Source organism: Bacillus sp. CZDM1 (genome assembly GCF_055502545.1).
Genome location: NZ_JBUESO010000002.1, coordinates 66,998 through 88,120, shown reverse-complemented (window position 1 = coordinate 88,120; position 21,123 = coordinate 66,998). Strand labels below are relative to the sequence as shown.

Here is a 21,123-nt window from a genome sequence, read left to right as displayed (position 1 = left end):
CCAATTATATAATTTAGTTGCTTGTTGCCTTTTTTATCAATGGAACAACCTCAGTTGCCAATAATTCAATATTTTTGGCTACCTTATTAAAAGGTAATCCGCCTATATCCACTTGCGCTAGAAAACGTCTATGGCCAAAAAGCTCATGCTGATGAAGAACCTTCTCGACAATTTGCTGCGGACTTCCTACGAACAAAGCGGTATTTGGACTTGCCATATGTTCGAAGTCGGCCCTTGACATCCTTGTTCCCATTCCTCTTTGGCGATTCACATAGGACCAATAGTTTGAATAATAAGGAAAGAACTCGTCTTTGGCTTGCTGGGTAGTTTCAGCAATGAAAGCATGGCCTGTTACACCCACTTTTAATACATCCGGTGAATGACCTGCTTCCATTCCCGAATTACGGTAAAGATCCACAAGGTGTTTGAAACGCAATGGATCTCCGCCTAAAATGGCCAGGGCCATTCCAACTCCAAATTTCCCTGCACGGACGGCGCTATCAGGCGTCCCGCCAACACCAATCCAAATCGGTATTTGCTCTTGTATAGGTCGTGGTGAAATTTCTGCATTCCTTAAGGGAGAACGAAAATCACCCGACCAAGTGACTCGTTCATTTTTATTTAGCTGCAATAGCAATTCCATATGTTCAGAAAAAAGCTCATCATAATCATTGGTACTGTATCCAAAAAGCGGGAATGATTCTATAAATGCTCCTCGGCCAGCCAAGATTTCTGCACGACCATCTGAGAGCAAATCCAATGTGGCAAAATCCTCGAATAAGCGAACTGGGTCAAGCGTACTCAACACACTTGTAGTACTGGTTAATTTAATTCGATTTGTTGCTTGTGCAATAGCAGCTAAAATGACTGCAGGAGAAGAGGAAGCATAATCCAAACGGTGATGTTCCCCTACCCCAAAAACATCTAAACCAGCTTCATCCGCAAGCTTTGCCGCTTGTATCATTTCCTTCATTCGTTGTTTGGGAGTTATCGTTTTGTTCGTCAAGGGATCCGGACCGATATCAGCAAGTGTATAAATTCCTATTTCAATGCCGTTATGATTACTAGTAGACACTGTGAGTCCTCCTTATCTATACTGCTAACTCGACTTTGTTTCCAGAGGGGTCATAAGTTATAAAAGAATGGTTTACTTCCATTACATTAGCACCAATCTTTTTCAAATTAGATACTACGTGATTACGTACTTCTTCATTAGGCAAAATAAGTGTAAAAGATTCTAAACCTACACTATTTAAGGAAGGCGTTGGTGCCCCTGCTCCATTCCATGTATTTAGCCCAATATGATGGTGGTACTTTCCAGCGGAAAGAAATAGCGCCTGCACGCCATATCGATTGACAACATCAAATCCAAGTCCTTTTACATAAAATTGTTCCGTCTTCCTTAATTCAGAAATGTGTAAATGAATATGACCCATTACCGTTCCTTCCGGCATACCCTGCCACTTTTCACCTGGTTTAACAGTAGTCAATAGATTTTCAAAATCTAGCGGGTCCACTGTCATACCCACTTCTTCGCCTTTCCAGTTCCATTTAGAAGGCTCCCGATCGATATAAATTTCAATACCGTTTCCATCTGGATCATTTAAATACAATGCCTCACTTACAAGGTGATCGGAAGACCCAAATTTTATCCCCTTGTTCACCAAGTGAATCACAATATTGGCTAAATCCGTTCTTTCTGGTAAAAGGATAGCAAAATGATATAAACCTGTTGTTCTTCCTTGTTTTGGAATGACATTGTCAGGTTGTTCAAGTGATAAAATACTTGTTTTTCCATCACTTGTTAGTTTTACCGTTGAAATGGATTGCTCCAAAATATCGAAACCAAGAACATCTTGATAAAATTTTAATGAACGCTCTAAATTTTCTACCTTAATTTTGACATGCCCCACAAATGTAGTTGGTTTTGTGTGAAATCCCATAAACCCCCTCCTTGAGTCATTTTCTTATGATAATTTGTCAGCTAAAAACAAATAACATGTAGTTACTTTATGTAAGTAAGTGTATTATTGTTATTATGTATTGTCAAGTAACTAGATTTACTTTTGTTAACGAATAACATTTTGTGCTATACTATAAATAAGAGAGGTGTAATGTAATATGAAACAACCTACTATATGTCCAAAATTTGAAAAAGCCATCTCACTACTTAGTCAAAGATGGAGTGCATTAGTTATTTATCAGTTATTATCTGGTTCGCAACGGTTTACTGAAATACAGTCCGCCATTGGCATAAGTGGTAAAGTATTATCCGATCGTTTAAAGGATTTAGAACAACAAGGCATAGTAAAACGTAAGGTAATACCGGAAACACCAGTCATTATTGAGTACTCATTAACCAATAAAGGTCGGTCGCTAGAACCAGTCTTACGAGAAATAGAGAGCTGGTCTCAGCTTTGGGTGAAACCGGAACCTGAGTTATCTTAAATTCCAATTCATAACCTTTTATGGAAAAAAAAAAGAACGAATAAAGACAGTATCTTTTAATAACAAATAAGAGCAGGATACCTTGGTAAGGTTCCTGCTCTTTTCATTTTCCCTTTAATTTTCGGTGTACATATTCAATAAAAATTAACAGTGCCTAAATAAAATCCAACACAATATTTCCACTAATTCCTATTAATATAAAAAATTTTTAGGATTCAAATGGAAAGTTACTAGCAATTTCCTCAACTACAGAGATACTCTTTCTTGATAGAATATCAAACATTACCGAAGTTACCGAAGCTTCTGTGATAAGTTCGTCCGCTTGATTATAAATATATTGTTGTAATACAAAACTCTTATTTCCTAATTTTTTCGGAAAAGTCATGAATTTAAGCGTGTCTCCAAGTCTAGCTTCTTTCAAAAAGATAATATCCATCTTTAGGATAACAGTACCAACTTTTTTATTTCTCATTTTCTCATAAGAGATACCAACTCTTTTGTACCATTCACCTCGTGCATCCTCGAGGTAGGCTACAAATCGAACATTATTGACATGCCCAATGACATCAAGATCCTCTTCTTTTACTTTCATTTCATATAGAATCTCCACTTCATATTCCTCTCCTTTTATGACACTACATTATTATAGGGCTGATAAAAAGTTGGCTTCCAGCGGACAATATTTTGACCATTTACTCCAAAGATTTCCCCTGTTTCTTCAATATTACTGTCCTCTATTAATTTTGTAATAAACATCGCAACTTCATCAGAAGTTCCAATTTCCCAAAGTAGTGAAAGCGGTTCCCCTTTTTCAGCAGCTTTTTGTTTTGCTCTCTCGACATATGGCAGTGTCTTATCTGTTAGCGCTGCTGGTGCTATGGCGTTTACAATGATATGATCCCTTTTTAATTCTTTTGCCAGTGTCCAGGTCATTCCGTTTATCGCTGCCTTTGCTGCACTATAATTTATTTGTCCGATATTTCCCTCTAACCCGGAGTTTGACGTCATACTAATGATATGGCCACCTCCTTTTTGCTGCTTTATTTCTTGAACGAAAGGCTTTGTACAATAAAATGCACCTTTCACATGAACATCAATAACATCAGAAAATTCATCATCTGTCATTTTATAGGAAATTTGGTCATGTATGATACCTGCATTATTAATTAATATTGATACCTTTCCAAACTTATCTTTTGCTAGATCTACTAATTTTTTACCTGTCTGTGGATTTTCTACAGCCCCTGCTAGACCTGCTGCCCTGCCGCCCATAGAAATCAATTCATGTACGGTTTGGTTAACCTTTTCTTCATTACGCCCGTTGATGATAACAGCAATACCTTTTTGTACAAATGATTTTGCTATACTGTATCCAATCCCTTTTGTGGATCCAGTAATAATGGCTACTTGTTCATTTATTTTCATAAGCAGACCCCTTTAAATTAAATTAGTGTATTTGATCCGTTTACCTATTTAGAAATTGCTTCGTTCTTTCAATTGCTTCTTCAGAAACCATTAATTCCCCAATACTTTTCGAATCAGATATCAATGCGTCGTCTAAATTCATTTCTAGACCATTGCAAACAGATGATTTTAGAGAAGCAAGTGCCCCTGAAGGGAATTGTGAAATTTTGGTTGCATAATCAAATACGGTGTCTAGTAATGACTCTTGTGGAGTAATCTTTTCGACTAAGCCCATTTTTTCCGCTTCTTGTGCTGAAAAAATTTCTCCAGACAACATCAAATATAACCCCATGCCCTTACCAACTAATCTTGGCAGCCTTTGAGCACCACCATATCCTGGGAATAGACCTAATTTTATTTCCGGAAAACCAAATTTTGCATTATCGGATGCAAAGCGAAAATCACATGCAAGGGCTAATTCGAGTCCTCCGCCTAAGGCATACCCATTAATAGCACATATGACTGGTTTATTTAATCTAGAAATAGAAGAAAATACAGTTTGACCAAATCGTGAATTGTCTTGAGCAACTGTAGAATTTCTAAATGACAAAAATTCCTTAATATCTGCCCCAGCTACAAACGATTTATTCCCCTTCCCGGTAATAACGATTACTTTTACAGAATCATCTTCTTTAGCGTGATCAAGGTAATACTTTAATCCATTCATGACATCTTTATTTAAAGCATTCAATACTTCTGGTCTATTAATCGTTAGAAATAAAACGGCTTCCTTTTTTAATGTTTCGATCATATATGAACCTCCTTAAAGAAAACAACAATGTATTAAGTGTTTAATAGATTAAGAAAAGGATTAATGGCAAGTTTCTTGATGGGTATAGCATATGGACAAGGACAGCCAGCACAATCTTTACATTTTGTTATCCCTAGTTGTTGTGCTTTGTCTGTATAATTGTGCTCATTTTGAGGATGATTCTGAAGTTGTGCCAACTTGACGAAAAACAATGGTCCTGCAAAAGAATCCATATCTTCATAGATAAATTCCGGACACGCTGACATACAAGATTGACAGTCTGTACATTTATTTAAAATGTCAAACTCTTTCGTTGTGATAGGGTCTTTTGAGTGATTTAGATTTTGAGGGAAAAGTTCCTTATTTTTTATCATTTCGGTAATAAATTGCCTTTCAACAACTAGATCCTCGTGGACAGGTAAATTTTCTAATGCACCAACGACCATTCCGTCTTTTATTTTGGTCATACATGCCATTCTTGGACTCCCATTCACCGAAACCGCACACAAACCGCATTGTTTAAAACGGCACCCATATCGAATCGCTAGTGAATCATCTATGTTTTCTTGGACGGCCTGAAGTCCTTCTAAGACGGTCGATTCACCTGGGGTTATGGGAATGATAAATTTCTCTACTTTTTCTCTTTGCTTGCTATTTTTTAAGGTGGATTTCCTTTTTATATAAAACGATATTTCACCCAAAAAGTTCACCCCTCCACGAACAACTTTTCTTGCGTATATTTAACTAAAACATTTTTCTTTTGCCAAATTATATCCTTAATTGGGTAATCACCTCTATAATGACTTCCCCTTGATTCTGTCCGCTGAATTGCGCTTAAAACAACTGATTGGGCAGTTAATAACATAAATTGCAGCTCCATTGCTTCTAAAAACTGATGGTTATAGCTATGCTCAAATGAAATATGGATGAATTTTGACTTCTCTTTTATTTCATCTAGAGCCTTTAATGCAGATTTTAAACTGCTCTCTATTCGAATGATTCCGGCATTTTCCCACACTATTTTACTTAACTCTCTTTTTAAGCGAATTGCCTTATATTTATTACCATAATTAAATTGTTCGAGTATTTTTTGCTTCTCAAGCCTAAACTCCCCTTCTTCGATTTGATCTCCGTTGTTCGTATTTTTTATGATTTCCTCGCCAACCACTTTACCAAACGCTAATCCCTCAAATAATGACATCGATCCCATTCGACCCGCACCATGAAAGCCGCCTGCAGTTTCTCCGGCAGCATATAGACCAGAAATATTTGTTCTGCCAATTTCATCTATCTGAACGCCTCCCATGCAATAGTGCTGAGTAGGACTAACTTCAAACTTCTCTGCCCATTGCGCCGCTTTCGATCCATATGCCATTTTGAGAGTATTGGTCGTCCCTATCGACTTCCAATGCTGCCAGTTCTTTTCGCCATCTTCATATTTTCTATTCTCTGTTGGGTCTAACCAAAGTCCTCCATGAGGTGAACCATTTCCCTTTTGAACTTCTAATGCAATAGCACGGCTGACAAACTCTCTAGTTTTATTAGGTAAATTATCAACCACTATTTCTCCATTCCTATTCCTTAAGACACCATATGGACCTGCAGCCGAGGTATCTCCAACTTCTAATCCCTTCATGCCTTCCGGGTATAAAATACCAAATGGGATGAATTGGATTTGTTCCATGTCAATTAACTTCGCTCCAGCCAGTAATCCTAAAGCATATCCATCTCCCGTGGCACTTTTCATATTGTCTGAATGAGGATAATAGATCATTCCACCTCCACCACATGCTAGGATAATATTGGAGGAGACAATTCCGATCCATTTGTTATTTACCCAATCGTAACAAAGAACCCCTCCAGCCTTTCCTGCGCGAACCATAATTCTACAAACTACAACTTCCTCTAATGTTTTTATATCCATTTTTAAAAACTTGCTTCTTAGTGAATTAGCAATGGATATACCACGATTGAACGATTTTAAAGTTCGAGGAATAGTATGCCCTCCAGGTTTAACTAATTCTTTTTCACCCGGTTTGTCTGGGTTGCGTAAATAAATATGTCCCCACTTTTCTACCAAATCATTAATTGTTTTACTTCTGCTTAACAGTAATTCCACCAATTTTTTTTGATTGATATACTCCCCTGTCCTTAATACATCATCACATAGGGCTTTTTCATTTGATTCATTGGTGGTTACAATTCCACCTGAAATACGTGTATTTCCCCAGCCAATTTGATCTTTTGAAACGACACAAACATTTAAGCCGCGTTCCGCTGCAGAAATAGCTGCCATCATCCCTGCCACACCACTGCCAATGCAAACAAGATCATACTCATATATTTCCACTCGAAAGGCACCTCTGTAATAGAATTTTAAAAAAAATGCTGCAAAAAACTAAGGAGGTATGTATCCATATCCCCCTTATTGAAATAATCGTTTGGTTAATACATCTTGCTCGGTAAGAATAAAGCAATCTCTGGGAACAAATAGAGGAGAACAATCAGGATAAGGATTGGGATCATAAATCGAAATGCACCCTTAAAAATCACCTCTAGACTTAATTCTTTCACCGTACCATTTAGTACAAAACTATTCATACCCACCGGCGGGGAGATCATCGCCAGTTCAATCACCACGACTACAATTACACCAAACCAAATAAGATCAAAACCTAAAGCTTGCATAATTGGTAAGACAATTGGAATCGTAATCACGATCATCGCCAATGCATCCATGATTGCTCCCAGTAAAATATACATTAGGATAATTAGAGCAAAAGTAAGAACCTTTGGTAACGATAAATCTGAGAAAAAGTCGGCTAATAAAAGAGGAATTCTCGTAATGGTGAAGAAATAATTTAGAATAAACGCCATTATGATGATAGCGAACAGAAATCCTGTTGTTTTTAGTGTGCTGGACATCGCCTCAATCAGTGCATGAAACGTAAGCTTTTTCCTGATTAATGCAATGATAAAAGTAGCAAATGCACCAATCCCTGCCGCTTCTGTAGGATTAAATAATCCTAAATACATACCTCCAATTACAATGATAAATAACAGCAAGATCCAAATGGTTGATTTCAATGAGACAAATCGCTCTTTCCAACTTCCTTTTTCAAATGTAGTCGGAGCTAACTTTGGTTGAATTAATACAGAGACAAATATGGTTATGCAATATAATGTCATAAGCAGTATTCCTGGAAAAATCCCTGCTATCAATAATTGTCCTATTGACTGCTCTGTCAGCATTCCATAGATAATAAACGTGGTACTAGGCGGAATTAATATTCCTAATGTTCCCCCAGCTAATATGGAGCCCGCTGTTAGAGTCTTATCATAGCCTGAATTTAACATTTCTTTAGAAGAAATAACACCCATCGTAGCCGTAGTCGCTAGACTAGAACCAGAAGCTGCGGCAAAAACAGCCGATGAGGTTACCGTTGCAATCCCCAATCCTCCTCTTAATCTACCAAACCATGCTCGAAATGTTGTAAACAACTCACCACTAATTCCAGCTACAAATAAGAGTTCCCCCATCAAAACAAACATGGGGATTGTACTCATTGTGTAACTAAAACTGTGGGTCCAAACTATGGTTTCAACGGCTGTTGTCAGTACATCCCAGCCCCTAAGATAAATAATCCCTAAAAATGCCGGGGTAACCATCGCTATGGAAATGGGAACTCTTAAGAACATCAACAAAAACATTAACAATATTCCAATTAAACCGACTAATTCTACTGCCATATGCTGGGATCTCCCTTTCTCTTTTTGTCAGCGTGAATAAAATTAGTAATGGATGTAATCACCTTCAACAGTGCTTCTAATCCCCACATAAAAAAGCCAATCACAATAATAAAGTCAAACGGATAATAAGGAATGCTTAGGAGGTCTGTGCTTAATGGCATCGTTGTTTTATGTTCCATACCGACTCCAATAAAAATAAATCCGATTACTATCGTTATCAAAAAATTTAATAAGGAGCCAAAAATATCAAGGGCGTATTGGATTTTTTGAGGCAGCTTATCTACAATTAGACCTATTGAGATATGACCATCAATATTCTGGGTATAGGACAACCCAAACATAATTAAAATTACCATGCCCAATCTAACAATCTCTACATCACCCACAATGGGCGTAAAAAACATTCTTGTCAAAACAGCTATGGCGATAAATAACATCATCATACCCATTGTGATTAAAGCTAACCACTTTGCATATCTTGTCAAACTATTAACGGTTTTTGAAAACATCAAACCAACTCCTTACATATTTTTTATTAACGGCTTCTAACTCTTTCTTATTAAAAAGAGTTAGAAGCCGATTATTTTCATTAGAACGGAGTTGGATATCCTTTTTCTTCTAGCATTTTACTGAACTCTTCAACCATTTTTTCACCATCATACCCTTTTGCATTTGCATCTTTTATCCATGCATCCCAGGCAGTATTCCCTGCTTTTTTAAAATTCTGCATTTCTTCCTCAGAAAGCGTTATAATTTCACCTTTCTCTGACACTTCCTTTTCTAACGTTTTATAGGATTCTTCTAGTAAACTTGTATAATTCTCAGTAAATAATTCGGCGAATTTAGGGTTTAGGTCTTCTTCGAAAAGTTTTTTCAAATCATCAGGAAGTTCGTTAAAGAAGTCCTTATTCATAACTGGAACAAGCGGTGTTACTGAGACGCCCAGCTTTGTGATATAAGGGGCTGGCTCAAACATTTTCATGCCAATAGACCCAATAGGAGTGTAAAAAGCTGTATTAATCGTGCCCTTTTCAAGACCTTGATAAATTTCTTCTGTTACTAATGATACAGGGACACCACCCAATGCCTCAACAAATGCCGGTTCACTTTTTCCGTTTACACGCATTTTTAATTTTTTTAAGTCGTCAACAGATCGTATCGGACCACTGGAAAATATGTCATAGGCGTCTGTAGAAGTTGATCCCATTACTACAATATCCTTCAATTTATTCTCCGTATATTTTTGGGCAAATTGCCCTAAAACTTTATGAGCACTTTCAGAGCTATCAAAAGCAAAAGGTAAGCTACCGATTGTATAGGGAAAGAAACCAGTATCATAAAAATAGTTAGCAACCACTAAGCCAACATCATATAGCCCTCCTTTTACATCTTGATAAACTGAACCTGACCCGCCTAAGGCACCACCATGGTAAACATTTACCTTCACTCGTCCATTGGTTTTTTCTTCGACATATTTCTTCCATGGTTCATATACATTTGTACCCCAAGAATGAGTAGATGGATTGTAATTGCTTACATCCATTTCAATTACTTTCGTATCATTGCCACCACTTTTCCTGGATGTACTATCGCTTCCACAGCCAGCTAAAACAATCGAAACCACCAACAAAAGACTTACCATAAACAGAAGTTTCTTTTTATAGAACATTCAGTAGTCCTCCTTTTTAAAAATAAATAAAAATGATGAAATGATAATCGGTTATTTAAGGCTGCTGTTTAATATTTCAATCTTCTTCAGATTACTGATTACACAATTTGCTTCTTCTGCGATGATTTTTACGACATCCTCTGCACTTACAATTTCGTTTATTAAGCTTACACCTTGCCCTGCACTAGCCCAGCCATTTTCCAAATCCCCTTCAATTACCGCTTTTCTATTTTCTGTTCCGCGAACATAGGGTAATATTTCTTCAATTAAGTTAGACGTTTGGTCCACCTTTTGAACTTTGGTTGTATAGTTTGATTTTAGTGCTCGTATCACTCCACCTATTTTTCGTGTTAAAATAGTTGTCGCATCATCAGAAGAATCGATCAGATATTGCTTATAATTTTCATGTGCTTCACATTCTTTTGTCGCGACAAATCGTGTTCCGAGTTGAACACCATCTGCTCCTAACGACATTGCTGCCACCATTCCATGGCCATCCGTAATTCCTCCTGCCGCGACAACAGGTACGTCTACCACTCTTGTAATGTGAGGAACTAATGCAAATGTAGTTAATTCCGCCCCTCCATTATGACCGCCTGCCTCATACCCTTCACATACAATGATATTCGCACCACTCTTTTGAGCTTTCAATGCATGCTTAGCAGTCGCCGTTATCACCATCACCACTAATCCCATTTCCTTAAATATAGGAATAAAAGGAGTAGGGTTGCCTGCACTTATGCTAATAGCTTTAATCTTATCTTTATGTTTCGCTATTACATTTATATAGGGTTGATTGTCCTTGTGTTCACTAATAGGTAAATTCACCCCAAAAGGATATTTCGTTTGTTCTGTTGCAATCAAAATTTCCTCCTCAAAGTTTTCAGGAGTTCTCCCTGCTGAACCAATCTGCCCGAATCCACCTCCATTTGATACAGCTGCAGCCAATGCTCCATTTCCGACGTAAGCCATTCCACCCTCAATGATGGGATACCTAATATCAAGCAATTCACAAATCCTATTTTTCATCTTTATACCTCTCTAACATTAAAATAGTAGATACATAACCCTATAAAAAACAGGAGAAAGTATAAATCTTTGACTTTCTCCTCTAATTTTAAGGATTATAAGGTTCAATTTTGCCATCCTTAACTGTTAAAAGAGCATCCTCTGCCTGAGCCTGACCCTCTACGAAATCAACCATTCCTCTTGGTGATTCCCACTGGGTTTCATCTAAAACCTTCGAAATGGCATTATGATCATCAGTGGACCCAGCTTTATCCATCGCTTTTGCTAAGAACCAAATAGCTTCAAATCCAAGAGTCTGAATTTTTTCTGGCAGATAATTATATTCGTTCTCAAAGGCGGAAACGAATGATTGATTAAAGTCATTGTTTGCTGAATTTAGATAAATATCGGCTGAGATCGTACCCTCTACTGCCTCTAAACCTGCTAGCTTTATAAATTCTGTATTGAGGTTTCCAGGAGCCAAAAGTTTCAACGTATTTTCGTGGCCTAACTGATGGGCTTGTTTAAAGATTGCAGAATTAATTTCAATAGCAGAACTAACAACATAAATGGCTTCCGCATTTGCTGCCTTTAATTTTGTTAGCGGGTTAGTAAAATCTGTTTCCGTTAATTCGAAAAACTCAGTTCCGACTATTTTAGGTGCTCCATTTCCGGACCAATTCTTTTTCAATATTTCTAACTCCACTTGCCCATAATCTGTATTTTCAGCTATAACAGCAACAGTTTTAGGCTTTAATGTATCCTTAACAAAAGTATGGAATACCTTTCCTCTCATATCATTTGTCGTGTTCAAACGGAATCTATATGGATCACGATCGGCCATAATATCTGGGGCCGAGGAGATCGTCACAATATTGATCAGTTTATTTTTGGCTATATCCTTCTCTGCAATGGAAACTGAGCTGTTCACCCCGCCCGTAATCGCATTCACTCTGTCCTTGTTGATTAATTTATTGAACATACTGACGCCATTTTCTGGTTTTGATTGGTCATCTTCAACGACTAATTCAATTCTTCTTCCTCCAAGGATTCCCCCTTGGTCATTGATCATTTTTGCTGCTAATTTCCCACCTTCTTCAGCCTGTTGGCCATACAAAGCAGCAGGACCTGTTAAAGGGAGTACAACACCGATTTTTATTGGTTCTTTACTTGAACCTGACCCATTACTGCTGCTATTTCTGGTTGTTTGAGAACAACCTCCCAGGATTAAAACCATCCCTATTAACATCAACAAATAAACTCTCCACTTTTTCATTGATAACCTCCATTTTCATCAGAGAATTTCTAATGACGAAACCATGCTTAATAGGTATTTAGATGTGGAAAATTTAATATTTCTGCCGAATAACTGTAAAAGCCAGAGTTGGTTTTTTTACCTAAATACCCTGAATAAACCATATTTTGCAGTAATGAACATGGCAAAAATTTTGGGTTTCCTGTTCCTTGGTATAGGGAGTTCAACATATTTAAAACGTTATCTAATCCGATTAAATCTGCAAGCCGTAAAGGACCGAGCGATAGACCAAGTGCTAATTCCAATTCTTTATCGATATCATGTGGTGAGGAGATTCCTTCATTTAATAAATGTATGGCTTCATTAATTAAAACCACCGTCATCCTATTTAATAAAAACCCTGGGGAATCTTTTACAATGGTTATTTCTTTACCCATTTGAGACATCAGCCAATTTGCCTTTTCTAAAGTCTTCGTGGTTGTATGAATTCCTTTCACTAACTCTATTACTCTTGACTTTTCAAATGACTGTAAATATTGCAGTCCCACCACCGTCCTGGGATCCTGAATAAGTGAAGCGATTTTAGAAACAGAGAATAATTTACTCGTTGTAAAAAATACACTGCCAGTGGATGCTTCAATATAAAGCTGTTTAAGCAGGTTTATCTTCTCTTCGTTGTCAGGTAAAAAATCGAAAATAATCGCTAACCCTTTTGTTTCTATGTCAAAACTGGAAGTAAAGATAAACTTATTCATACTTCCTGATATTTCTCGTAGTTCATTGCCTAACTCATACTGAATGTTTTCTAGTAACTCATGGTCTTTTTCTATAAATGTAATGAAGCCTGCTTTATTTTTCCATGATAAGGCTAAGTTCAACGCATCCTCATTCGCCCCAAGGATTACGACATCCATCTAAGTCACCTCCAGTTCGTATTGAGTCGTTTATTTCAAGTTAATGTTAAACTTTTTTAACTTTTTATAAAAAGTTCTTCTGCTTACCCCAAGTCTTTCCATCGCTGCCGTTCTGTTATATTGTGATTCTTTTAAGGCTTCAATAAATTTTTCTCGTTCATCTAAACAATTTTCCTCATCACTGCTTATTTCTAGGTTTTCTTCCATTTTCACGTCACTAAAACTTCGATTTTGAATGATTTCTGGTGGTAAATGTTCAATCTGAATAACGGATTCGTCACATAAAATAACCCCATGTTCGATACTGTTCACCATTTGTCTTACATTACCTGGCCAAGAATAGGCTTTCAATGTTTCTATTACTTGCTTAGAGATAATTAACTTTTTATTATAAATATTCGAAAAATAATCTGTATAATAATTGGCTAATAATTCAATGTCCTGCGGCCTTTCTCGAAGTGCAGGTATGTGAATGGGCATGACATTAATGCGATAATAGAGATCCTCGCGAAATTGTTTCGTTTTTATCAATTCAGGAAGGTTTTGATGAGTTGCAGCAATAACTCTAATGTCAATACTAATTGGCAGTTCCCCTCCAATCCTCTCAATCTCTCTTTCTTGTAAAACTCTTAGTAATTTGGTTTGAGCATTGAGAGGCATGTCGCCAATTTCGTCTAAGAAAATCGTACCACCATCAGCTAATTCAAATTTCCCTTTCTTACCACCCTTTTTTGCACCTGTAAAGGCACCATTTTCATAACCAAAAAGTTCCGATTCTATCAAACTTTCTGGTATGGCGGAGCAATTAATTTTGATGAAAGGACCATCTTTCCGAGGGCTGGAATCATGAATAGCCTTTGCGAAAACTTCCTTTCCTACCCCGCTTTCCCCCCTTAATAAAATGGAAGCGTTTGAAAAAGCAACCAAAGAAGCTTTATTTAAGCAGGTCAAAAAAACAGGGTCACTTCCGATAATCCTTTTAAAAGGATCCTTAAGTTCATTTTTTTCGTTATACTCTTTTTGTTCTCTCTTTTTTATCTCATTTAATTTCGTAAGAGCATTATAATATCTAACTACTTCTTTGACCTGTTTAAATACGGTAACACCGCCAATCATTTTTCCATTACTGTAAAGCGGTGTTGCATCCAAAATAACTTCCGCTTTCAAATGATCCAAATAAAGAGGTTCCTGTAAGATCGGAACACCGGTTTCCATTACTTTTAGAATTCTTGCATTAGGTTCCACGTTTTTCATTTTCCTCCCGATGACTCTTTCCACTGGAACTTGCAAGATTCGAGTATAAGACGGGTTGGCATAGACGATGACTCCCTTTTCATCTACTACCACCACCCCATCATGGATATAATTCAAAACCTGTGCCAAAGGGAAGTCATGGACTGATGTTGGGCTAAAGCTTTCTTTATAAATAAATTCTTGTAAGGAATTATTATTTAATAGCATGATTTCCTGTTTTCCTCCCCTATTAATCAATAATTGCTAAAGCGCGCACTTGTCCTCCAGTTTTGCCAATGTACGGAATGGGGGCTCCAGAAAATGTAAATCTTGATTTAGGAATTTTATTGATATTTACCATATTTTCAATGATGGCAATAAAGTCATCGTTTGGTAAACCTAAAATACGCGGCCGAAGGAAATTCATGTGAACTGGCATGGAGAGGTGTCCGCATGCATCTACATTACAATTGTCAATTCCAACTGTTTTGACTTTTTTTTCCCTAAGCCATTCACCAGCATCCCTTGATAATCCCATATGTTGGAATGCATATATTAATGGATCATTCACAGTTGACCAGCCAGTAAAGATTAACACAATATCACCAGGCAAAATTTTCGATCCGCTCTTAAACTCAGCTTCTTTTAGATCTTTAGCCGTAACGATTTCTTTTGGGCCAAATCGATGGGACACATCCAGCCAGACAGCATTTCCATAACCACATTCAAGCGGCATTCTTTCAATGGTAAATTCTGATTCTGGATCACCATGGTAGCATGAATCCATATGGGTACCTGTGTGTCCGCAGATAATGATTTGCTCATTTTCAAACGAAATGATATCGTTTTTATCATATTGATTGCGTCTATTAAAATCTTTGTAAGCTTCATGATTTCGAGTACCTGATAAAAATAACGGTGTACGGCCATGTGCTGGATGCTGTGGCATTCCTTCGGATATTCCCATTGTTAAATCAATTATCTGCGTCAATGTGCTCCCCCACTTTGTATTAATTTGTTTTAATTAAAAACATTCAGATATTAAAACCCAATATGCGATCCGCCGGAAATGTTTAACACGTGGCCTGTAATATAATCAGAGCCGCTAGAGGATAAAAACACAATACCAGGTACAACGTCATCAACTTTTCCAAAGCGATTTAATACTATTTTACTTTTGTACGTATCCGCAAATTTGTCACTGCGAATCGTTTTTGTCATATCGGTTTCTACTACTCCAAATGCCACCGCATTAGTTTGAACTCGATATCTGCCCCACTCGCGGGCAGTAGACATGGTAACACCAATCACACCAGCTTTTGCTGCACTATAATTCACTTGCCCAATCGTTCCTCCTAATCCCGCGGTGGAAGTAACATTTATTATTTTTCCATTTGATAACGCTTCAGGATTTTCTTTCCCTCTTTCAATAAAAATCGGAGCAACTGCTTTTATACAATTAAATGTTCCTTTTAAACTAACGTCCAGTACCATATCCCACTGCTCTTCTTCCATTTTGTGAATCATGGCAGGTCTTATAATTCCCGCATTATTTACTAGAATATGAACTGTCCCAAAGGTCTCCCTTGCTTCCTCTACTAATCTCTTTGCGTCCTCATATACAGCCACATTTCCTTGGACTCCAATGGCTTCGCCATTTTGGTTTCTGATTTCTTGGACTGTCGCTGCAATATTTCCTTCATCAATATCATTGACAATCACTTTGGCACCTTGATTGGCTAAACCAATTGCCGTTGCCTTTCCAATTCCGTTTCCTGCTCCCGTTACAATTGCAACTTGATTTTGTAATAACATTCCCGCTTCCCCCTAACCTTTCATTTTCCTTATAAACTAGTGATATTAAAGTCCCAAATACGCTGTTTTTATTTCCTCATTATTTAACAATGAATTAGCCTTATCTTCTAATACGATCCTTCCCATCTCTAAAACATAAGCTCTGTCAGCTATCTTTAAGGCCATGTTCGCGTTTTGTTCAACTAGCAAAATACAGTGGCCTTTTTTGTGTAAAGTCTTAATGATTTTCACTACATTTTGTACTAACACTGGGCTTAAGCCTAAAGAGGGTTCATCGAACATCATGAGCTTAGGTTCAGACATGATCCCCCTTCCAATGGCAACCATTTGCTGTTGGCCTCCACTTAAGCTACTAGCAAGCTCTTTTCTTTTGCTGTACACATCAGGGAAGTATTCATAAACTCTTTCTAATAATTCTTGTAAACTTGCACCCTTTTTCGATTTTTTATATCCCATTTCTAAATTTTCCCTTACTGTCATGTCTGGGAATAATTGACGTCCTTCCGGTACAAGAGTAATCCCTAAATTATTAGTTTTATAGTAGGGGAGGTTGGAAATATCCTCTCCATTAAATTTTATTGCACCTGAATCAATGGATTCGATTCCTGCAATAGCTTTTAACGTAGTGCTTTTACCTGCTCCATTAGCACCGATTAAGGCAATCATTTCACCTTCATTTATTTGGAGAGATATCCCCTTAATTGCTTTAATGGGACCATATGAAACATGGACATTTTCTAAACTAAGCATATTCCACACTTCCTTCCTCTCTTGTGTGGTGATCATCATCTGGTGTACCCAGGTAAACCTCGATAACTTTTGGATTATTACTAACTTCTAGTGGAGTGCCTTCTGCGATTTTCTTTCCTTGATCCAGAACAATGATATAGTCACATAGATTCATAACTACCTTCATATCATGCTCAACAATTAAAATAGAAAGCCCTTGATCCTTAAGTTTCTTAATGATTTGGACTAATTTAGCTGATTCTGTTTCATTCATCCCCGCTGCTGGTTCATCCAATAATAATAATTTTGGATTTGCTGCTAAGGCTATGGCAATCTCAAGTTTCCTTTGTTCACCATAAGGAAGATTCTTAGCAATCAAATTTTTTTTATCTTCTAATTCCATCAATTCTAATATTTCAAGTGCGTTCTGTTTCATCATTTTTTCTTTTTCCAGATATCTTTTACGATTCAAGAATGCCAGCTTTAATAAGCCATTTGCTTCTAAATGTTGTCCAGTCAAAATGTTATCAAGTACAGAAAGTTCAGAAAACACACTGGTGTGCTGGAAAGTTCGAACCATTCCTAAGGATGCCGTCTGATGTGCCTTTAATTTGGTAATATTGGTCCCACTGAAGATCACTTCTCCCTCTGTAGGGGGCAAGAATCCGCTAATCAGATTAAAGAACGTCGTTTTTCCGGCACCATTTGGTCCGATAATACCCACAATACTTTCTTCCTCTACCTGGAAGGAAATATCCGAATTTGCACTTAATCCTCCAAACCGCTTAGTTAAATTAGAAACTGACAATAATACCACCTTATGACACCTCCTTTTTTTCCTCGGTAACATATTGAGAATTCATATGCCTATCCTTTGTCATTTTTGTTTTGATTATCTTAATAAGATGGGCAATCCCCTTTGGCATAAACATTATGGATAAAATTAAAATTACACCGAACACAAGCAATTGTACTTCTGGAGTCATCCATAAAAATTCTGGAATAACCGTGAAAATAAAAGCTCCAAACAATGGTCCAAGTAAAAATCCTTTTCCTCCAACGATTACCATTAATAAAGCCTCGGTTGTATAATGGACAGATAGCAAATCAGGCGTAATAATTCCCACAAATGGCCCATAAAGAGCTCCAGCCAAACCAGCAATGACAGCCGAAATCGTAAAGGCAATAATTTTATATTTGGATACATTAATTCCAATTGAACTTGCTAAAAGATTCCCTTCACGTATGGCAATAATTCCTCTTCCAAACTTTGTACCTAATATTAATTTCATGAAATAAAGGACCCCAATTAATATGAAACAAACAAAATAATAGTAATAAGTCGGTTGAGAAAGTGAAATTTGGGTAAAGGGGATCGTTGGAGAAGAAACACTAAGTCCCATCGCACCTCTGGTGATATCCGTTAAATTCAGAATAACTAAGCGAAAGACCTCCGCAAAGGCAAGTGTAATAATCGAAAAGTGAACACCTTGGAGTCTTAAAGATAAAAATCCAACACACATTCCAACAAAACCAGTTAATAATAAAGCGATAATTAAGCTAAACCAATATGGAATACTCAAGCTTTGATTTATTAAGGCAGTAAAGTATGCACCTAGTCCAAAGAAAGCAGCATGGCCAAACGAGATTTCACCTATGTAGCCAACAATAAAGTTTAAGCTGAAGGCAAATATCGAGAAGATCCCAAATGTGATAAGAATATTCAAATAATAAGGATTATTTAAAACAAACGGGAGAGAAAGTAAAACCAGGGATATGACGGCAATGTATAGTTTCTTCATTATTGAGACCTCCTTTGAAGCCCGAAGATACCTTGAGGTCTTACCAATAAGACAAGAATTAGAATAAGATAGCCAATAATTTCCTTCCAGGAGTTCCCTACTATGGATGACGCACCTGTCTCAACAAAACCTAGCAGCATCCCGCCAATAATGGCACCCGGAACACTTCCTAATCCTCCCAAAATGACAATAACAAACCCTTTTAGCATGACACTCATTCCCATGGTTGGGGTTACGAATGTGGTTGGTCCGATTAAGATCCCTGCCAGTGTAGCCAAAGAAACACCAAATATAAAAGTAAAGGAATAAATTCTTTTGATTGGAATTCCTGAAACCTTTGCCCCCATACTATTTTGTGCAACGGCCCGCATGAGTTTCCCTATATGACTGTGTTTAATAAAGAGGTTTAATAACACGATTACAACTAGCCCCAATAGTACGACTAGTATCTTTTGCTGGGTAATAAACACATTTCCGAAATGAATGACTCCATTAAAAGGGCTGTCAATTTCTCTAGGAGTGCTTCCATACGCAATTGTTACAATGTTTAATAAAACGATACTTAAGCCAAATGTTGCCAAAAGGGAATTTAGATGATCTGTTTCCAGTAACGATCTCAGCGTATAACGTTCAATTAACCAAGCAATTAATCCAATAATTATGATGGTTACTATTCCAGAGCTAAAATAATTTAAGCCTAATTCCTGTTGGAGGATATACGAGCCGAAAGCCCCAAGCATATAGAATTCACCGTGGGCGAAATTGATCATTCCTAAGATACCGAATATTAAGGTTAAACCAAGAGCAAATAATGTATATGTTAGTCCAATGACAAAACCATTTGCTAATAATTGATTAACGATTTCCATCAATAAATCCCCCTTTCTTCTTGTTACGGACATGTTCATTCGATTTAAACAGAAGGATGGCATATTTCGTATCTAAACTAAATAGCTTCCAATAATAATAGAAGCTATTTAGTTTTAGGGGTGAAGTTCTACTATTGATAACGAACGATTGAATCATCTTTAACAGTTAATGGGATTACTTCCCCTAACGCTTGACCGTCTTCAAACTTCAAATCGCCTCTTGGTGACTGCCAGTCATTACTTTCTAACGCTTTTGCTATTGCCTTATAATCATTGGAAGACCCTGCTTCCTCCATTGCTTTAACAACAAACCAGATGGATTCAAAGCCTAACATTTCCATTTTTTCTGGTTTACGGTTATATTCCTTTTCAAATGCTTCCACAAAATTTTTATTCACATCATTTTCAATGGTATTTTGATAGAGATCCGCTGAAATAATACCTTCAGCTCCGTCTCCTGCTAACTCCACCATTTTGGAATTTATATTTCCCGGAGCAAGCAGTTTCATGGAATCATTAAACCCTAGCTGATGAGCTTGTTTAAAAATGGCTGAATTTATTTCTATTGCCGCCCCAGCTACATACAAAGCGTCAGCATTTGCAGATTTTAACTTTGTTAGAGGATTCGTGAAATCTGTTTCCGTTAATTCAAAAAATTCTGTGGCAACAATTTCGGGTGCATTACTGCCTGACCAATTTTTTTTCAATGCTTCTAACTCCGCCTGACCATAGTCAGTATTTTCTGCGATTACAGCCACGGTTTTTGGTTTTAGCTGTTCAGCAATAAATGTATGGAACGCTTTCCCATCCATTTCATTTGTACTGTTTAGCCTGAATCGGTATGGATCACGATCAGCCATAATATCCGGGGCTTTAGAAACTGTTACAACGTTTAACAATCTATTTTTCGCAATCTCTTTTGTTGCCATGTTAACTGAACTGTTCACTCCTCCTGTAATGGCATCGACCCTATCATTTTCAATTAATTTCTTGAATTTATTTACACCCAGCTCAGGTTTGGATTGATCATCTTCGGTAACTAATTCGATTTTACGACCTTCTAGTATCCCGCCTTCATTATTAATCATCTTTACAGCCAATTTAGCACCATCTAAAGTTTGCTCTCCATACAGTGCTGCAGGGCCAGTTAAAGGAAGGACTGCACCAATTTTCACGATGTTTCCGCTTTCATCTTTTCCCGAACCATTAGATGATTGTGCGCATGCTCCTAGGATTAATACGACAATTAACATTAACACTAATAATCCTCTTTTTCTCATTTATAAACCCCCTTAGTTTTACTACTTATAACCAATGCAATTTTCATGCCATCTATTTAATAGGAAAACTTGTTTGATTTACATCCCTTTTCATCATTTTTTTGTGAATTTATGTAAATGTTTTGTATACTATTTT

General features: G+C 37.1%; 22 protein-coding genes. 1 reads left to right on the top strand and 21 read right to left on the bottom strand.

The annotated features are described in order from the left end of the window. Positions 1-13 precede the first annotated feature (13 nt). Complete coding sequence (locus ACY3XC_RS04950) at positions 14-1,075, bottom strand: LLM class flavin-dependent oxidoreductase (protein WP_464867539.1); 1,062 nt, start codon at positions 1,073-1,075, stop codon at positions 14-16. 16 nt (positions 1,076-1,091) lie between these two features. After that, on the bottom strand, positions 1,092-1,943 hold the full coding sequence (locus ACY3XC_RS04945; RefSeq protein ID WP_464867538.1) for a VOC family protein: 852 nt from the start codon (positions 1,941-1,943) through the stop codon (positions 1,092-1,094). 178 nt (positions 1,944-2,121) lie between these two features. Here ACY3XC_RS04945 and ACY3XC_RS04940 point away from each other — a divergent pair, with 178 nt between their 5' ends. Next, positions 2,122-2,448, top strand: coding sequence for a winged helix-turn-helix transcriptional regulator (locus ACY3XC_RS04940; protein WP_464867537.1), 327 nt, complete (start codon positions 2,122-2,124; stop codon positions 2,446-2,448). 208 nt (positions 2,449-2,656) lie between these two features. On the opposite strand, the gene ACY3XC_RS04935 is transcribed toward ACY3XC_RS04940, so the two are convergent. The 19 genes from ACY3XC_RS04935 to ACY3XC_RS04845 all read right to left on the bottom strand — a co-directional run bounded on the left by ACY3XC_RS04935 (position 2,657) and on the right by ACY3XC_RS04845 (position 20,987). Beyond that, on the bottom strand, positions 2,657-3,058 hold the full coding sequence (locus tag ACY3XC_RS04935) for an acyl-CoA thioesterase (RefSeq protein ID WP_464867536.1): 402 nt from the start codon (positions 3,056-3,058) through the stop codon (positions 2,657-2,659). Between the two features lie 17 nt (positions 3,059-3,075). Continuing rightward, a complete protein-coding gene (locus ACY3XC_RS04930; protein ID WP_464867535.1) occupies positions 3,076-3,873 on the bottom strand; it encodes an SDR family NAD(P)-dependent oxidoreductase in 798 nt (265 codons plus the stop codon). 40 nt (positions 3,874-3,913) lie between these two features. Next, positions 3,914-4,663, bottom strand: a complete 750-nt coding sequence (locus tag ACY3XC_RS04925; protein WP_464867534.1) for an enoyl-CoA hydratase/isomerase family protein — start codon at positions 4,661-4,663, stop codon at positions 3,914-3,916. A 32-nt stretch (positions 4,664-4,695) separates the two neighbouring features. Continuing rightward, positions 4,696-5,364, bottom strand: a complete 669-nt coding sequence (locus tag ACY3XC_RS04920) for a 2Fe-2S iron-sulfur cluster-binding protein (protein WP_464867533.1) — start codon at positions 5,362-5,364, stop codon at positions 4,696-4,698. Positions 5,365-5,369: 5 nt separating this feature from the next. Continuing rightward, the gene (locus ACY3XC_RS04915; RefSeq protein ID WP_464867532.1) at positions 5,370-7,013 is read right to left on the bottom strand and encodes an FAD-dependent oxidoreductase; all 1,644 of its coding nucleotides are present in this window, start codon (positions 7,011-7,013) and stop codon (positions 5,370-5,372) included. Positions 7,014-7,108: 95 nt separating this feature from the next. Further along, positions 7,109-8,413, bottom strand: a complete 1,305-nt coding sequence (locus tag ACY3XC_RS04910; RefSeq protein WP_464867531.1) for a TRAP transporter large permease — start codon at positions 8,411-8,413, stop codon at positions 7,109-7,111. Further along, positions 8,404-8,922, bottom strand: coding sequence for a TRAP transporter small permease (locus ACY3XC_RS04905; RefSeq protein WP_464867530.1), 519 nt, complete (start codon positions 8,920-8,922; stop codon positions 8,404-8,406). The genes ACY3XC_RS04910 and ACY3XC_RS04905 overlap by 10 nt, the downstream gene beginning before the upstream one ends. Before the next feature lie 80 nt (positions 8,923-9,002). Next, complete coding sequence (locus ACY3XC_RS04900) at positions 9,003-10,082, bottom strand: TRAP transporter substrate-binding protein (RefSeq protein WP_464867529.1); 1,080 nt, start codon at positions 10,080-10,082, stop codon at positions 9,003-9,005. 51 nt (positions 10,083-10,133) lie between these two features. Continuing rightward, positions 10,134-11,111 carry an NAD(P)H-dependent flavin oxidoreductase gene (locus ACY3XC_RS04895; protein WP_464867528.1) on the bottom strand — a complete coding sequence of 326 codons (978 nt, stop codon included), beginning with the start codon at positions 11,109-11,111 and terminating at the stop codon, positions 10,134-10,136. 88 nt (positions 11,112-11,199) lie between these two features. Further along, positions 11,200-12,366 (bottom strand): ABC transporter substrate-binding protein, encoded by a 1,167-nt coding sequence (locus ACY3XC_RS04890; protein ID WP_464867527.1) that lies wholly within the window; start codon positions 12,364-12,366, stop codon positions 11,200-11,202. Positions 12,367-12,413: 47 nt separating this feature from the next. After that, complete coding sequence (locus tag ACY3XC_RS04885; RefSeq protein ID WP_464867526.1) at positions 12,414-13,259, bottom strand: 3-hydroxyacyl-CoA dehydrogenase family protein; 846 nt, start codon at positions 13,257-13,259, stop codon at positions 12,414-12,416. Positions 13,260-13,289: 30 nt separating this feature from the next. Beyond that, positions 13,290-14,720, bottom strand: a complete 1,431-nt coding sequence (locus ACY3XC_RS04880) for a sigma-54 interaction domain-containing protein (RefSeq protein ID WP_464867525.1) — start codon at positions 14,718-14,720, stop codon at positions 13,290-13,292. Between the two features lie 22 nt (positions 14,721-14,742). After that, positions 14,743-15,483, bottom strand: a complete 741-nt coding sequence (locus tag ACY3XC_RS04875; RefSeq protein WP_464867524.1) for a cyclase family protein — start codon at positions 15,481-15,483, stop codon at positions 14,743-14,745. 50 nt (positions 15,484-15,533) lie between these two features. Then, positions 15,534-16,307 carry an SDR family NAD(P)-dependent oxidoreductase gene (locus tag ACY3XC_RS04870; protein ID WP_464867523.1) on the bottom strand — a complete coding sequence of 258 codons (774 nt, stop codon included), beginning with the start codon at positions 16,305-16,307 and terminating at the stop codon, positions 15,534-15,536. Between the two features lie 45 nt (positions 16,308-16,352). Continuing rightward, entirely contained in the window at positions 16,353-17,057 is a 705-nt protein-coding gene (locus ACY3XC_RS04865; RefSeq protein WP_464867522.1) for an ABC transporter ATP-binding protein, read from the bottom strand. Further along, the gene (locus ACY3XC_RS04860; protein WP_464867521.1) at positions 17,050-17,853 is read right to left on the bottom strand and encodes an ABC transporter ATP-binding protein; all 804 of its coding nucleotides are present in this window, start codon (positions 17,851-17,853) and stop codon (positions 17,050-17,052) included. Before ACY3XC_RS04860 ends, ACY3XC_RS04865 begins: the two co-directional genes overlap by 8 nt. A gap of 1 nt (position 17,854) precedes the next feature. After that, entirely contained in the window at positions 17,855-18,838 is a 984-nt protein-coding gene (locus ACY3XC_RS04855; RefSeq protein ID WP_464867520.1) for a branched-chain amino acid ABC transporter permease, read from the bottom strand. Further along, a complete protein-coding gene (locus ACY3XC_RS04850; protein ID WP_464867519.1) occupies positions 18,838-19,707 on the bottom strand; it encodes a branched-chain amino acid ABC transporter permease in 870 nt (289 codons plus the stop codon). Before ACY3XC_RS04850 ends, ACY3XC_RS04855 begins: the two co-directional genes overlap by 1 nt. Before the next feature lie 131 nt (positions 19,708-19,838). Next, complete coding sequence (locus ACY3XC_RS04845; RefSeq protein ID WP_464867518.1) at positions 19,839-20,987, bottom strand: ABC transporter substrate-binding protein; 1,149 nt, start codon at positions 20,985-20,987, stop codon at positions 19,839-19,841. Between the last annotated feature and the right edge of the window lie 136 nt (positions 20,988-21,123).